Annotated in this window: 13 protein-coding genes and 1 tRNA gene; 2 read left to right on the top strand and 12 right to left on the bottom strand. The window is 51.8% G+C overall.

Going from position 1 to position 14,050, the window contains the following annotated elements:
• The first annotated feature begins 4 nt into the window (after nucleotides 1-4).
• Together FN001_RS08695 and FN001_RS08690 are read left to right on the top strand one after the other, a co-directional pair.
• A complete protein-coding gene (locus FN001_RS08695; protein WP_118532701.1) occupies nucleotides 5-976 on the top strand; it encodes a coiled-coil domain-containing protein in 972 nt (323 codons plus the stop codon).
• Nucleotides 973-2,016 (top strand): tyrosine-type recombinase/integrase, encoded by a 1,044-nt coding sequence (locus FN001_RS08690; RefSeq protein WP_142411557.1) that lies wholly within the window; start codon nucleotides 973-975, stop codon nucleotides 2,014-2,016. Before FN001_RS08695 ends, FN001_RS08690 begins: the two co-directional genes overlap by 4 nt.
• A 110-nt stretch (nucleotides 2,017-2,126) precedes the next feature.
• On the opposite strand, the gene FN001_RS08685 is transcribed toward FN001_RS08690, so the two are convergent.
• The 12 genes from FN001_RS08685 to FN001_RS08630 all read right to left on the bottom strand — a co-directional run bounded on the left by FN001_RS08685 (nucleotide 2,127) and on the right by FN001_RS08630 (nucleotide 13,849).
• Nucleotides 2,127-3,386: an FAD-dependent oxidoreductase gene (locus FN001_RS08685; protein WP_142411556.1), complete on the bottom strand. Its 1,260-nt coding sequence runs from the start codon at nucleotides 3,384-3,386 to the stop codon at nucleotides 2,127-2,129.
• Nucleotides 3,387-3,529: 143 nt separating this feature from the next.
• Nucleotides 3,530-4,768, bottom strand: coding sequence for a class I SAM-dependent methyltransferase (locus tag FN001_RS08680; RefSeq protein ID WP_142411555.1), 1,239 nt, complete (start codon nucleotides 4,766-4,768; stop codon nucleotides 3,530-3,532).
• Nucleotides 4,768-5,406, bottom strand: a complete 639-nt coding sequence (locus FN001_RS08675; protein ID WP_142411554.1) for a histidine phosphatase family protein — start codon at nucleotides 5,404-5,406, stop codon at nucleotides 4,768-4,770. The genes FN001_RS08680 and FN001_RS08675 overlap by 1 nt, the downstream gene beginning before the upstream one ends.
• Before the next feature lie 12 nt (nucleotides 5,407-5,418).
• Nucleotides 5,419-6,783, bottom strand: coding sequence for a PFL family protein (locus FN001_RS08670; RefSeq protein WP_142411553.1), 1,365 nt, complete (start codon nucleotides 6,781-6,783; stop codon nucleotides 5,419-5,421).
• Nucleotides 6,784-6,810: 27 nt separating this feature from the next.
• On the bottom strand, nucleotides 6,811-7,083 hold the full coding sequence (locus FN001_RS08665) for an ACT domain-containing protein (RefSeq protein WP_142411552.1): 273 nt from the start codon (nucleotides 7,081-7,083) through the stop codon (nucleotides 6,811-6,813).
• A gap of 191 nt (nucleotides 7,084-7,274) precedes the next feature.
• On the bottom strand, nucleotides 7,275-8,072 hold the full coding sequence (locus FN001_RS08660; RefSeq protein ID WP_118298172.1) for an MBL fold metallo-hydrolase: 798 nt from the start codon (nucleotides 8,070-8,072) through the stop codon (nucleotides 7,275-7,277).
• Nucleotides 8,059-8,652, bottom strand: a complete 594-nt coding sequence (gene coaE / locus FN001_RS08655) for a dephospho-CoA kinase (protein WP_142411551.1) — start codon at nucleotides 8,650-8,652, stop codon at nucleotides 8,059-8,061. Before coaE ends, FN001_RS08660 begins: the two co-directional genes overlap by 14 nt.
• A complete protein-coding gene (polA, locus tag FN001_RS08650; protein ID WP_142411550.1) occupies nucleotides 8,653-11,286 on the bottom strand; it encodes a DNA polymerase I in 2,634 nt (877 codons plus the stop codon). It abuts the gene before it with no gap.
• A 17-nt stretch (nucleotides 11,287-11,303) separates the two neighbouring features.
• Nucleotides 11,304-11,651 carry an anti-sigma factor family protein gene (locus FN001_RS08645; RefSeq protein ID WP_118532717.1) on the bottom strand — a complete coding sequence of 116 codons (348 nt, stop codon included), beginning with the start codon at nucleotides 11,649-11,651 and terminating at the stop codon, nucleotides 11,304-11,306.
• 103 nt (nucleotides 11,652-11,754) lie between these two features.
• Nucleotides 11,755-11,837, bottom strand: a tRNA-Leu gene (locus tag FN001_RS08640).
• Nucleotides 11,838-11,909: 72 nt separating this feature from the next.
• A complete protein-coding gene (locus FN001_RS08635) occupies nucleotides 11,910-13,088 on the bottom strand; it encodes a phosphoribosylaminoimidazolecarboxamide formyltransferase (RefSeq protein ID WP_142411549.1) in 1,179 nt (392 codons plus the stop codon).
• Nucleotides 13,089-13,135: 47 nt separating this feature from the next.
• Nucleotides 13,136-13,849 carry an IMP cyclohydrolase gene (locus FN001_RS08630; protein WP_142411548.1) on the bottom strand — a complete coding sequence of 238 codons (714 nt, stop codon included), beginning with the start codon at nucleotides 13,847-13,849 and terminating at the stop codon, nucleotides 13,136-13,138.
• Between the last annotated feature and the right edge of the window lie 201 nt (nucleotides 13,850-14,050).

Below are 14,050 nucleotides of genomic sequence, written 5' to 3'. Positions count from 1 at the left end.
TAAAATGAGCACAGAAAAGAATGAAAAAGAGATCCGGCAGGTCAATTTTCGTATCGACCAGGCATCTGCGGACGCGTTCAGGTCGTTCTGCACTGCAAATGGAATGAATCAGGCACAGGGATTCGATCATCTGATCCAGGTGTTGGAGTTAAATAACGCAAAGGCAGCGACCCCGGGGCGTGCCGTTGAGATAGAAAATTTTGAGCGGTTGACAAAAGATCTTCTTGCCGCATATCTCACAAGTCTTGAACTTGGAAACACGACGGAGGCCCGCGTGGCGGAGCGTTTTAAAACGGATCTGCAGCGGAAAGACCGGACGATCGATGAACTGCGGGAAAAGGCCGATCAGGCTGTGGACGAAAAAGAGAAACTTGCCGGATCGTTTGAGGCATTGACCGAGGAGAAAAAACAAATCGAAGAAAATGCTCTCAGTATGAAACAGGCGATGGAGGCTGCCCGGAAGTCGGCCAATGATCTGGAAGAACTGAACCATGTGCTGAGAGACCAGGTGGAACAGCTTCAGAAAAAGGCGGCCCATTATGACGAGATCGTTAAGATCAGTGCGGCGATCAAATCAGAAAATGAACAGCTGAGCAGGCAGCAGGAAGAACTCTCTCGTCAGCTCGCGAATGAAACTGCGGCAAAAAAGGATTACGAAGAGCAGATCGGGAAACTTACAGCCATGGTCCGGGATCTGGAACATGCGGCTGCTGAAAATAAAATGCAGCTTGCCGGGTTAAACAGCCAGTTAAAGGAACAAGAGACGGACTGCCAGAACCGTTTAAAGCAGGCACAGATGCAGGCGGATCTTGCGATGGAACGGGCTGTTGCAGCCAAAGAACGGGAAATGCAGGAAGAATTCCGCAAGCTTGACCGGGAAAATGCCCGCCTCATCGCGGAACTTGAACATTTCCGGGCATCTGCTGATGCTTCTTCCGGCAAAAATTCAGGGAATATTAAGGAGCAGACGGTATGAGTGAGTCGCAGTACTTTGCACAGCGGGATCAGAAAAATGAAGAAAAGCTGAAGGCAATGCTCTCTACTCTTCCATCCTGCTGTACAGACTTTTTTCGCGGGATCGAGCCGTCGACGTCTTCCATGACCCGGCTGTCCTATGCGTATGATCTGACGATGTTTTTTCATTTTCTGAAGGAGATAAAGGGGGAATGGAAAGAAATTCCGTTGGAGCAGCTGCAGACGGAAGCTCTCTCGCAGATTTCCGTGCAGGATATCGAGCGTTACCTGGAAGATCTCAAATACCGCCCGAATGATCCGGAACACAAAAATATGAACAGGGAACAGGGGATCAAGCGGAAGTTCTTTTCACTGAAGAGTTTCTTTGGATATCTTTGCCGCGTGGGACTTTTAACGGTAAATCCGACACTTTCCATGCAGATGCCGCGGACTCATGCCAAAGAGATCGTCCGACTCAATTCGGAGGAAATGAAGGAGCTGCTGGCGGAAGTTGACAGCGGATCCGGCCTGTCAGGCAGACAGAAAGCGTTTCATGAACGGACCAGACTCCGCGACAGCGCTCTCCTGGCGCTGATGCTGGGAACCGGGATCCGCGTATCGGAATGTGTCGGACTGAATCTGGATGATGTGGACATGAAAGAAAGCGGGATCCATATCCGCAGAAAAGGCGGCAAGGAGACGACCGTGTATTTCAATGCGGAGGTGGCAAGGCGCCTGAATGAGTACCTGTCGGTCCGGACCGGCATCGAGACATTTCCGGAACACAAAAATGCCCTGTTTCTCTCCCTGCGCAATCAGCGGATCACGGTGCGGAGCGTGGAATACCTTGTAAAGAAATACGCATCGATCATCGCACCGAAAAAGAAAATAACGCCGCACAAGCTGCGGAGCAGCTATGGCAGCGCTGTTTATAAGGAGACCAACGATATCTACCTGGTTGCAGATATTCTTGGCCATAATGATGTAAATATTACAAGAAAATTCTATGCGGCGATCGAGGAAGACCGGAGAAAGAGTGTGAAGAACCTGGATATTCTGTGAGTATCCGGGTTTTTCCGTATTTCTGATCATTACGTCTTCTTTTAGACTTCTGTCTTTTTCGAGACGCATTTCAGAAATTGATACCGTTTTTCGGATATTCTCTACGCATCCTATACCAATGCCCCCTGCTTTTTCAAAATCTCCTGAACGTATTTTATCTCTGCCGTTCCCTCCAGGGCATGACATGCGGCGGCAACTCCGGCTGCGTGTCCTGTTGCAAAGCAGGTTCCCATGACGCGGACTGCCGCAAATGCTGCTTCATCGGAAGAAATCATGCGGCCTGCACCGTATAGGTTTTCGATGTTTTCTGACTGCAGTGCACCAAGTGGAATGTCGAAATAGCTTCCTTCCTTCACATCCAGATAAGTTGCCATCTTGTCAACATCTTTATGGATCTCCGGTTTCCATCCACAGCGGGCTACACTGTTCTGGCACTTTTTTCCGGTAAGCACATCATCCACGGTAAGGGTTTCTTTTCCGACCATTCTTCTCGTTTCCCGAAAACCGATGGACGGTCCGATGACCGCTAACTCTGCGTGCTCCATGCCAGGCATGTAGGTTTTTAAGGCCTGTACATAACTGAGCACCTGTTTTCTGGTTTCCCGCTCCATATGGGTAAGGTCTGCGGCTGTCAGTCCCTCCGGAATTACACTCGGAAGAAGCACACTGACAATATCAGAATGCTCTTTTTTCAGGATAAATCCCTTTTCTCTTGTAAGGTTCGGGATTCCTGCCTCCTTGGCCTTTCTTACTGCACGCCCCACAGCTTCAGGTGACATGTCACAGTTCGTGTTGACACCGCTTAACCGGAATGGCATGGTTGCCGCCTGCGGGTGTCCGTCGTCTCCGCCCCATATCAGTTTTGCCCCGGAGCGATGAGCGAGATTCGCATCTCCGGATGCATCCACAAAGGTTTTTGCCATTATGGTAAAGCTTCCCTCATCATCGGAACACTGAATAGAAACAATGGATCCAAGTTCCACCTTCGCACTGGTCATGTATGTATGCAAAAAGTAATCCACATGTTCTTTTTCCAACAGATTGTCCATCGCACATTTTAAGTATTCGGGCTGGAAATTGACATTGTAGTTTCCGGTCGCGGAAATGACATAGTCCACGGTCGGCCCAAGTGCCCCCATCTCATCTAACACGAGCTGCCCTACGCCCTCAACGACACGAACCGGATTCTTTCCACAGGTAAAAAAGCCGCAGAAGGTGCTGACCCCGGAATGGGTCGCCTCTCCGCCAAGATAAGCATTTCTCTCGATCAAAAGTGTTTTCGCCCCGGTTTTCGCAGCGCCGACCGCAGCAGACACTCCGGCTGTCCCGCCTCCAACAACAACGACATCATACTGATATAAACGTTCCATAGTAAGCTGTACTCCTTTTTCTGTCAATATCCTAATATTACATTGAAACATGCGATCATGCAGGGATTTGAAATCAGCGGATAAAAAATGTGCCGCAGCACCATGAAAAGGTATCTGCGGCTTTTTTGAGCTGCCGGCGGCAGTTATACGTTTGGGTTCTTTTCTAATAAAAGCCGGTAAAGCGTCGGATCCGCATGGATCGCCTCCAGGATCGCTTCGATCTCCTTCCGGTTCTCCTTCTTCTTTCCCTGCTTTACAGCCCGGATCAGGAGGTTCTTTGGCGTGTGTTCCATGTCGATGAATTCCAGGATCTGGACCCGGTACCCCATGGCCTCGAGGATCTCCGCGCGCAGGGCGTCTGTGTAGAGGGCGGCCATGCGCTCTTTGATGATTCCGTAGCGGAATACCGGGGCAAAGAGATCGCTCTTCATCTGCTTATTGACCTCATGCTGGCAGCAGGGAACAGATAAGATCACCTTTGCGTTCCAGCGGACTGCCTTTTCCAGCGCGTAGTCCGTCGCTGTGTCACAGGCGTGCAGTGTCACGACCATATCCACTTGGTCAGTGCCCTCGTAGGAAGCGATATCGCCGTGAAGGAATTCCAGGGAGTCATAGCCGAACTTTCTTGCAAGCTGCGAGCAGTGCTCGATCACGTCTGTTTTCAGATCCAGACCGGTGATCCGCACCGGGTATCCTTTTAAGACCTTGAGGTAATAATACATCGCGAATGTCAGATAAGACTTTCCACAGCCGAAATCGATGATCCTCGTCTCTTTATTCTTATCAAGCTTCGGGAGCACGTCCTCGATAAATTCGAGGAAACGGTTGATCTGGCGGAATTTGTCGTACTTCGCATGGACGATCGCCCCGTCCTTCGTCTGGACACCGAGCTCCACGAGAAACGGGACCGGGATCCCCTCTTCGAGGATGTAGCGCTTCTTCCGGTTATGGGAAAGTCCGTTCGCCCAGGCAGCCTGAAGAGCCGCGTCGGAAGCGTCGGAACCATTCGTTCCGGAAGCTGATGCCCCATTTCCGGAGGTATTCCCAGAAACCGGCTTTTTCGTTACCTTAACAGTCACCTTTCCCTTTTTGCTCACAAGAATGGAACCGCTCTTATCTCTCGCCTCGAGCTGGAGCTGGCGGAAACTTGTTTCCATGAGACCTTCCAGATAGGCAGCCGCTTCTTCGGCTGTCAGATTTTTGTGGAAAGCCTGTTTTCCGATAAATTCCTCCGCCTGAAAATGCAGGACGCCCTTTGCCAGTACTGGGCGGATCCGTGCCTTCAGAAAATCATTTTTCTCCGCCTGACCGCTGGCAGTCGCCTGGATCAGGTTTTCATTTAAAAAATCAGTGAGTACACTGTGAAGTTCTCTCTTTTCCATCACTTTTTCTCTCCCCAGCCGCCGCGCAAAAGTTCCGGATGATCCGTCAGATGGGCAAAATCGTTAAAACGGTTTAACAGCATTTCGCCGTCGGATTCCCGGTAATAAAACTCCGTGATGCCGCAGTTTTCCAGATGTCTCGCAAGGAGCGGAACATACGCCCCATCCATGTGAAGATAGTGGGTCACAAGACTCCGGATCACGCCTCCGTGGGTGACGACAGCGACCGTCTCCGCGCCGGACTTTGCGATTTCATCCATGACCGGAACGGCACGACGGATCACATCCGCCGCACTCTCTCCGCCCGGATATGGAAGATCCTGTTTCATGGACGCTCTCGCGGTGAAAAAGTCCGCGTAGCGCTCCATGATCACATCGTCCGAAAGTCCCTCAAGATCACCGAAAGAGATCTCGCGGAGTCCTTCCCGGATGATCCTCGGTGCACGGATCTTCTCATTGATGATATCGGCGGTCTCACGGGCGCGGATCAGGTCACTGGACCAGACGGCGTCGATGGATTCCTTTTTCAGTCTCTCGCCGAGGAGTTCGGCCTGCCGCCTTCCTGCATCGGAAAGCGGCACATTTACGTTGCAAAGCGGGCTGTTCTGCCTGCCGTGACGGATCAGATAGATTCTCATAGTTTCTCCTGTTTAGTTCTTAAAGCTGTGGATCGGTGCCGGGATCCTTCCGGTCCTGTTCACAAATTTCTCACAGCTGAATGAGTTGACCGGCATGATCGGCGCATGTCCTAAAAGACCGCCGAACTCGACCGTCTCGCCGACGCCCTTTCCAATCACCGGGATCAGGCGGACTGCTGTCGTTTTCTGGTTGACCATACCGATCGCCGCCTCGTCTGCGATGATGCCGGAGATCGTCGCTGCGCTCGTATCTCCAGGAACTGCGATCATGTCAAGACCTACAGAGCATACGCAGGTCATCGCTTCCAGTTTTTCGATCGTAAGAGCGCCCTCGTTGACCGCATCGATCATTCCCTGGTCCTCGCTGACCGGGATGAAGGCGCCGGAAAGTCCGCCGACGTAGGAGGAAGCCATAACGCCGCCTTTCTTTACCTGGTCATTTAACATGGCGAGAGCGGCTGTTGTACCCGGGGCACCTGCGCGTTCCAGACCGATCTCCTCCAGGATCTCAGCGACAGAATCGCCGACAGCCGGTGTCGGAGCCAGGGACAGGTCGATGATGCCGAACGGGATCCCGAGACGCGCGGATGCCTCTTTCGCTACGAGCTGGCCGACACGGGTGATCTTGAATGCCGTCTTTTTGATCGTCTCACATAAAGTTTCGAAATCAGCGCCGCGGACAGACTGGAGAGCCGTCTTTACAACGCCCGGTCCGGAGACGCCGACGTTGATGATCGCGTCTGCCTCTGTAACGCCGTGGAATGCTCCCGCCATGAACGGGTTGTCGTCCGGTGCGTTGCAGAAAATAACAAGCTTTGCGCAGCCTAAGCAGTCGTTGTCTTTCGTGTACTCTGCGGTTCTTACGACCATCTCGCCCATTAAGCGGACTGCATCCATATTTAAACCGGTCTTTGTGGGGCCGACATTGATGGAGCTGCAGACAAAATCGGTCTCTTTTAACGCCTGCGGGATGGAGCGCATCAGGTTCTCATCAGCTGTTGTCATGCCCTTGGATACAAGAGCGGAATATCCGCCGATAAAGTTGACGCCTACAGTCTTTGCCGCACGGTCCAGGGTCTTTGCAATCGTCACAAAGTCCTCCGGGCTCTTGCAGGCTGCTCCGCCGACAAGGGCGATCGGTGTCACGGAGATCCGCTTGTTGACGATCGGGATCCCGAAATCGCGCTCGATCTGTTTTCCGGTCGGGACCAGGTCCTTTGCGAGTGTCGTGATCTTGTTGTAGATCTTTTCGTTTAATTTTTCGAGATCGGAGTCACAGCAGTCCAAAAGGCTGATGCCAAGAGTGATGGTGCGGACATCCAGGTTCTCGTGCTCGATCATATTGTTAGTCTCGTTGACTTCCAGATGTGTAATCATAATTGTTTCCCTCTCCTCAAGCTGTCATTAGATACGATGCATTTTTGTAAAGATCTCATCACGCTGGCACTTGATGTTGACGCCGATCCCGGCGCCGATCTCATCGAGTCCGGAAGACATTTCATCGAAGGAAATGTTTGCTCCGCTTCCGTCCACGATCATCATCATGTTGAAGTATTCCTGGACGATGGTCTGGGAAATATCAAGGATGTTAATTTTATGGTCCGCAAGATATGTACATACCTTTGCGATGATGCCTACGGTGTCTTTTCCTACTACGGTGATAATAACTTTATCCATGGAAATTTTCCTCCTTGTGTTGTGCCTTCCGCGTATTGTGATCCGGATCTGTCCGGACTGAGATCGTTGCCGGAACATATGGATCCCGGGGAAAGGTAGCTTTATGCAGTGATAAAGCGTAAAATTTTCTTAAAATATATCATTACAGCCGGTATGATGCAAGTGTTTTTTCGCAGCATCAGCAAAATCTGCTACAGACTGATGATCTCCGACATCTCATCTCTCTTTGCGACTGCCAGGTGAAAATCATCCGCATGGTATGGGCAGTCTCCCATGTCGATCTCCAGCCGGACGGTCTCATAGGCCAGCTCCGGCATGTTGTTCTCCTTGCTCAGATGTCCCAGCAGGATGTGCTTTAATCGGCCGCTCAGGATGCAGTTTAAGAGGCGTCCGGCGTTCTCGTTGGAGAGATGGCCGAAATCTCCCATGATCCGGCGTTTTAAGTAGTATGGGTACGGTCCCGTCTCCAGCATCCGAAGGTCATGGTTGGACTCTAAGAGCACCGCGTCGAGATCGAGGAGATGGTCGATCGTGTACTGGTTGAAATGTCCAAGGTCCGTTGCGACTGCCACAGACTTATTTCCCGACTGGATCCGGTAAGCGACCGGGTCGGCCGCATCATGGTCGATGTGGAACGGCTTGATCGTCAGATCCCCGAGGGAAAATTCGGTGTCCGGCAGGATCGGGTGCAGCAGCTCCTCCGGGTATTCGCCGAGGCCTTTGATCTTCCGGATCTCGTCGAGTGTCCCTTCTGTGGCGTAGATCGGGACTTCATATTTTCTCGCAAGGACGCCCAGCCCCTTTACATGGTCGGAATGTTCGTGGGTGATGCAGATGCCGTCCAGTTCGCTCGTCTTTAAGCCGACCTCGTTAAGACCCTGCTCGATCCGCTTTGCGCTGATGCCGGCGTCGATCAGGACATGACTCTCCTCCGTCCCTGTGTAGATGCAGTTTCCGCTGCTTCCGCTGGCAATACTAACAAATCTCATGGTCAAGGATCTCCTTCAGCTGTCGTTTGATATCGGATTCGTCCCCGTTGTTGTCGATGACACGGCTGCAGAGCGCGCGGTATTCCTCCTCCGACGCCTGCCTTCCGATGATGTCCTCGCATTTTTCACGGCTGTAGCCGCGGTTTTCCATCAAGCGGACGATCCGGTTCTCTTTTGTCGTGTAGACGTACCAGAGCTCGTCAAAGAAGTTCTTCGGCGCAGTGTCAAAGACCGCTGCCTCGATGATCACGAGGTTTTCACTGGCGGCCTCCGCCTCTTCCTTCATCGTCTTCCAGACTAACGGATGGATGATGGAGTTCATCGTCTTTAATGCTTCTTTATCCCGGAAGATCAGGTCCGCCAGCGCTTTTCGGTCCACGGCTCCATCCGGGGTGAGAAATGACGTTCCAAGCGTCTCTGTTACCTTTCTGAGTCCCAGACTTCCCGGCTCCATGAGATCGTGGGCCACAAGATCCGCGAGAATGATCTTCGCCCCGAAATCGTTCTTCAGTACCGCGAGCACACTGCTCTTTCCGGCTCCGACTCCGCCGGTGATCCCAATAATTTTCTTCTGTTTCATCTATTTCGCCTCAAACCAGTTTTTTCCGTCATGCATGTCGATCTCCAGCTCCACTTTTAAGGATGCCGCATGGTGCATTTCCTCGGAGAGGATCTTCATGACGGTCTCTTTTTCGTCCTCCGCCGTCTCGACGAGGAGTTCATCGTGCACCTGCAGGATCAGTCTGGAACGGAGATTTTCCCTTCTTAACCGCTCGTCCACCCGAATCATCGCGATCTTGATGATGTCGGCAGCCGTTCCCTGGATCGGGGAGTTCATGGCTACACGTTCTCCGAAAGAACGCTGCATGAAGTTCGAGGACTTTAACTCCGGTACCGGGCGGCGTCGTCCGAACATCGTGGTGACATATCCCTGCTCCTTCGCGTGGGCAACAAGGCTGTCGAGGAAGGTTTTTACCTGCGGATATGTCTCAAAATAGCGAGCGATGTAATCCATGGCCTCTTTTCTGGAGATGCTCAGGTCCTCGCTGAGTCCGAAGGCGCTGATCCCGTACACGATCCCGAAATTCACGGCCTTCGCGTTGCGTCGCTGTAACGGTGTGACCTCATCAAGCGGGATGTGGAATACCTGGGAAGCTGTGATCGCGTGGATATCCTGGGCGGTCTTATACGCCTCGATCAGGCGCTCATCGCCGGACATGTGGGCAAGGACGCGCAGCTCGATCTGGGAGTAGTCGGCATCCAGGAAGATAAATCCATCGCGCGGGACAAAGACTTTCCGGATCTCTCTTCCGAGTTCCATGCGGATCGGGATGTTCTGGAGATTCGGCTCCGTGCTGGAAATCCGGCCGGTCGCCGTGATCGTCTGGTTGAACCGGCTGTGGATCCGTCCGTCTTCCCGGATATAGGTTCCGAGACCGTCCGCATAGGTGGAATTCAGCTTTGTATACTGTCTGTAGTCCAGGATCTTCTGGATCACCGGATAATCCGGGGCGAGTTTCTCCAGGACATCGGCCGCTGTGGAGTAGCCGGTCTTCGTCTTCTTTCCGCCCTTGATCTGCATTTTTTCGAACAGGATCTCGCCGAGCTGTTTCGGGGAGTTGATGTTGAACTCCTGTCCGGTCATCTCCCAGATCTCCTTCTCGAGGACTGCAATCTGTTTCTTTAACTTTTCTCCGTAAGCGGCAAGTTCTTCCCTGCGGACTGCGATCCCCTCCGCTTCCATATGGAACAGGGTATAGATCAGAGGAAGCTCGATCGTGCGGTACAGCTCTTCCATTCCATCTGCCGTCAGACGCTCCAGGAGCGGTTTCCCGGCCGCAAAGGCTGTGTAGGCCATAAGTCCCGCCATACGGGTGAAATTCTCCGGTTCCTTCGCGTATGCGTCCTCACAGGACAGCTTTTTGATCAGGTCTGCCCTGGACGGGACCGTCATCCCGAGAAGATCTCTCGCAATGTCGTCATAGCCGTAGGAATCCTTTAACGGGTTTAAGAGATATGCCGCAACCCCGGCGTCATAGACCGTGTCCCCGTAGGAAAGATCCGCGAACGGCAGGGAGTGCTTGAGATCTAGGACCCAGGCAAGACCCGTTCGGCAGAGTTCCTCATATTTTCCGGCGATATAGCTCTCCGTCATAAAGCCGCCGACCGGGAAGATATAGCTTCCGGTCTCCTCAAAACATAAGGCGAGGGCTGTCACGGAACCGTTTTCTGCGAGAAGTTCCATTCCGATGCGGTCCGCCTTTTTTGCTTTTTCAAAGAGCACATCCGCCTCGGAAAAATCCTCCACAAGAACAAACTGTTTCTCCGGTCCGCTTTCATGTTTGATCTCCTCACCGAATCTCGCCGCGATCGACTTGAATTCCAGACGTTTCATATATTCATACGCTTCCGGCGTGTAGAGATTTTCCAGTTTCGCATCCGCCATGGAAAATTCGATCGGGGCGTCAATGCAGATCCTTGCGAGCTTTAAGGAAAGATCTGCGAGATCCTTATACTCTTCCAGCGCCTTTTTCGCGCGCGGCGGTTTCACTTCGTCGAGATGCGCGTAGATGTTCTCCAGGTTTTGGTACTGCACGATCAGATTTGTCGCCGTCTTCTCACCGATGGACGGGACGCCCGGGATATTGTCGGACTGGTCGCCCATCAGGGCTTTCACCTCGATAAACTGTTCCGGCGTCACCTGGTACTCCCGGATCACGTCCTCCGGGTAATAATTGTGGACCTCCGTCGTCCCTCGGCTCGTCTTCGGGAGACAGATCCTGATATGGGTGTCGGAGAGCTGCAGAAGGTCCCGGTCTCCGGAGAGGATCGTCACCTCATAGCCCTCTTTCTGCTCCCGCTTTGCGATCGTTCCGAGGATATCATCCGCCTCATAGCCTTCTTTTGTGAGGATCGGGACACCCATGGCGGTCAGGACCTCCTTCATGAGCGGTACCTGTTCATGAAGTTCCTCCGGCATCGGTTTTCTTGTTCCCTTGTAGGCGTCAAACATTTTATGGCGGAACGTCGGGGCTTTCAGGTCAAAAGCCACCGCAAGGTAGTCCGCTTTCTCCTCATCGAGAACTTTAAATAAAATATTTAAAAAGCCATAGACCGCGTTCGTGTGGAGACCTTCCGAATTTGTCAGGTTCGGCACACCGTAGAATGCGCGGTTTAAGATACTGTGACCGTCGATCAATACGAGTTTTTCCATGTTCACTCCTCTAAAATCTATAGATATCCCATCGTTGTCCAGATGCGGAGCTGCAAAAGGATCATGACGATGAGTGCCATTCCGCACAGAGTCGAGATCGCGTAGGATGCGATCTGGAATGTGGAGATATGGCGCAGGGACCGGTAGGATTCCGCTACCTTTCGTTTCAGATCCCCCACGATGTCATATGTTCCATCCGCTTCATCCAGCTTTTTTAACCCCACATCCACCATGTAGTGGATCTCCAGTTCTTCCCTGCAGTTTTCACACGTTTTGATATGGTCCAGGAAATCTTCCAGCTCCGTCGGGGACAGTTCGTCCTTCATATACGGAACTACCATCTTTTCTGCTTCCATACAGGTCATGGAACACACTCCTTTCAGCCTGAATATACGCGGATCCCGGCTCGTTGTCCGCGTAAATGCAAAAAGACACGACCATCTAATGAGAGTCATGTCTTTTCGTTTCTGCCGGCGGCCGGACTTGAACCGGCACGAAGTTACCCCCGTCAGATTTTGAGTCTGATGCGTCTGCCATTCCGCCACGCCGGCATATCTTCGCGGCTGTATATTTCAACAGCCGCATATAAGTTTATCATAAGAACATGAAAATTGCAAGCAGTTTTAGTGATGGAACAGACGGATGCCTGTGAATGCCATCGCCATTCCGTACTTATTGCAGACTTCGATCACATTGTCGTCACGGACAGATCCGCCCGGCTGTGCGATATATTTTACGCCGCTCTTGTGTGCGCGCTCGATATTGTCGCCGAACGGGAAGAAGGCGTCAGATCCGAGAGCCACATCCTGCATCTTGTCGAGCCATGCGCGCTTCTCTTCTTTCGTGAATACCGGCGGCTTCTCCGTGAAGACTTTCTGCCATTCGCCGTCAGCAAGAACATCCATGTACTCGTCTCCGATGTAAACGTCGATCGCATTGTCGCGGTCCGCACGTTTGATCTTGTCGATAAACGGAAGATTTAATACCTGCGGTGCCTGACGGAGGAACCAGTTGTCCGCCTTCTGGCCTGCAAGGCGTGTGCAGTGGACACGGGACTGCTGGCCGGCGCCGATACCGATCGCCTGCCCGCCCTTTACATAGCAGACGGAGTTGGACTGGGTGTATTTTAAGGTGATCAGGGAGATCATAAGGTCGATCTTTGCGGAATCCGGGATCTCCTTGTTTTCTGTCACAACGTTGGATAAAAGGTCTTTGTCGATCTTTAAGTTGTTTCTTCCCTGCTCGAAGGTCACGCCGAATACCTGCTTGTGCTCGATCGGAGCCGGAACATAGGACGGATCGATCTGGACCACGTTGTATTTGCCGTTCTTTTTCTGTTTTAAGATCTCAAGAGCTTCCGGCTCATAGCCAGGAGCGATCACACCGTCGGAAACCTCACGCTTGATGAGTTTTGCGGTGTCAACATCGCAGACATCGGAGAGGGAGATAAAATCACCGAAGGAGGACATGCGGTCCGCACCTCTCGCTCTCGCGTAAGCGGATGCAAGCGGGGAGAGATCGCCGAGGTCATCCACCCAGTAGATCTTTCTTAAAACTTCATCCATCGGAAGTCCCACAGCGGCACCGGCCGGAGAAACATGTTTGAAGGAGGTTGCTGCCGGAAGTCCGGTCGCCTCTTTTAATTCCTTTACAAGCTGCCAGCCATTTAAGGCATCGAGAAGGTTGATGTAGCCAGGTTTTCCGTTTAATACGGTGATCGGGAGATCACTTCCGTCTTCCATGTACACACGGGACGGCTTCTGGTTCGGGTTGCAGCCGTATTTTAATTCCATTTCATTCATGATTTCTTTTGCTCCTTTTGATATGGAAATGATTTTGTTTTATGGGATCAGTGATTTTTATTTACGATTCTTGTCTCGTACTTTCCTGTCTCGATATCGATGAATCGTACAAAAAGGGAAACCTTGTTGTCTTCGTTCAGGTTCTCCCATACATTCTCTGTGAAGCTGTCGATATCGCCTTCGATCGCCACGCGTTTCGGCTCACCCTCAAAGCTCGGAAGCGGATTTCCGTCGTTCATGTAGGTGTGGATAAAACGTCCTTCTCCATTTACCGGTTTTTCATACGCGTAGGTAAAGCGGCTGCAGCTCTCTGGATTTCCATCACTGCTCTTTAAGATGGACATTGCAAAATTGTAGTTCCCGTTCTCAATGTGCATGATTCCGGAGATGCGCGGAGTGTAGTTCGGGCCGTCCGGCTCAAACTCGCGGCAGCGCAAGGACTGCTCGAAGGTCTGCTGGCGGTCCATTCCCTCATAGATCGTATCGGTCTGGTCGCCGTTTGTCACGATGGTCTTATTTCCGAGAACGCGCACCGGGGCGTAGATAATGAGGCTCGGGTCCTCGAGCTTTGACGGATCAAACGCCTGGGTACGGATCCCCTCACCGTCCTTCACAAAGACACGGTTGCGGCTGTTGCTGCTTCTGCCCATGATAAAATATGCGGTCACAGCTGTTTTTCCATCGGCTGATTTTCCGATCACGATTCCTCTTCCCGGATAAGAATTGTTTTTTAACTCCTCTGAAAGTGATAATAACTTCATGGAAGTACTCCTCCTGTTTTCGTATAAGATCACCGGAATTTGCACCGGCGACGGGTTTTAATTTTATGATAACATACTTCCTGCAGATTGAGTATTTAAAATTACTTATCAACGATCCCGGCGTTTTCTTATGAAATGCTTTCATTTATTTAACAAAATCGTAATGTGGCGTTCATGTACAAGAGGCAGGTCTTCATGATA

The sequence above is a fragment of the Clostridium sp. Marseille-P7770 genome (genome assembly GCF_902143525.1).
In the GTDB taxonomy this organism is placed as follows: domain Bacteria; phylum Bacillota; class Clostridia; order Lachnospirales; family Lachnospiraceae; genus Pilosibacter.
This window is presented reverse-complemented; position numbering and strand designations above follow the sequence as displayed.

What these genes read in the sequence shown, in the direction of transcription:
- FN001_RS08695 (WP_118532701.1), top strand. Translation starts at nt 5, where the DNA reads ATGAGCACAGAAAAGAATGAAAAAGAGATCCGGCAGGTCAATTTTCGT.
- polA (WP_142411550.1), bottom strand. Translation starts at nt 11,286, where the DNA reads ATGGAAAAACTCGTATTGATCGACGGTCACAGTATCTTAAACCGCGCA.
- FN001_RS08635 (WP_142411549.1), bottom strand. Translation starts at nt 13,088, where the DNA reads ATGAATGAAATGGAATTAAAATACGGCTGCAACCCGAACCAGAAGCCG.
- FN001_RS08645 (WP_118532717.1), bottom strand. Translation starts at nt 11,651, where the DNA reads ATGACCTGTATGGAAGCAGAAAAGATGGTAGTTCCGTATATGAAGGAC.
- FN001_RS08685 (WP_142411556.1), bottom strand. Translation starts at nt 3,386, where the DNA reads ATGGAACGTTTATATCAGTATGATGTCGTTGTTGTTGGAGGCGGGACA.
- FN001_RS08660 (WP_118298172.1), bottom strand. Translation starts at nt 8,072, where the DNA reads ATGAGATTTGTTAGTATTGCCAGCGGAAGCAGCGGAAACTGCATCTAC.
- FN001_RS08690 (WP_142411557.1), top strand. Translation starts at nt 973, where the DNA reads ATGAGTGAGTCGCAGTACTTTGCACAGCGGGATCAGAAAAATGAAGAA.
- FN001_RS08680 (WP_142411555.1), bottom strand. Translation starts at nt 4,768, where the DNA reads ATGGAAAAGAGAGAACTTCACAGTGTACTCACTGATTTTTTAAATGAA.
- coaE (WP_142411551.1), bottom strand. Translation starts at nt 8,652, where the DNA reads ATGAAACAGAAGAAAATTATTGGGATCACCGGCGGAGTCGGAGCCGGA.
- FN001_RS08675 (WP_142411554.1), bottom strand. Translation starts at nt 5,406, where the DNA reads ATGAGAATCTATCTGATCCGTCACGGCAGGCAGAACAGCCCGCTTTGC.
- FN001_RS08630 (WP_142411548.1), bottom strand. Translation starts at nt 13,849, where the DNA reads ATGAAGTTATTATCACTTTCAGAGGAGTTAAAAAACAATTCTTATCCG.
- FN001_RS08670 (WP_142411553.1), bottom strand. Translation starts at nt 6,783, where the DNA reads ATGATTACACATCTGGAAGTCAACGAGACTAACAATATGATCGAGCAC.
- FN001_RS08665 (WP_142411552.1), bottom strand. Translation starts at nt 7,083, where the DNA reads ATGGATAAAGTTATTATCACCGTAGTAGGAAAAGACACCGTAGGCATC.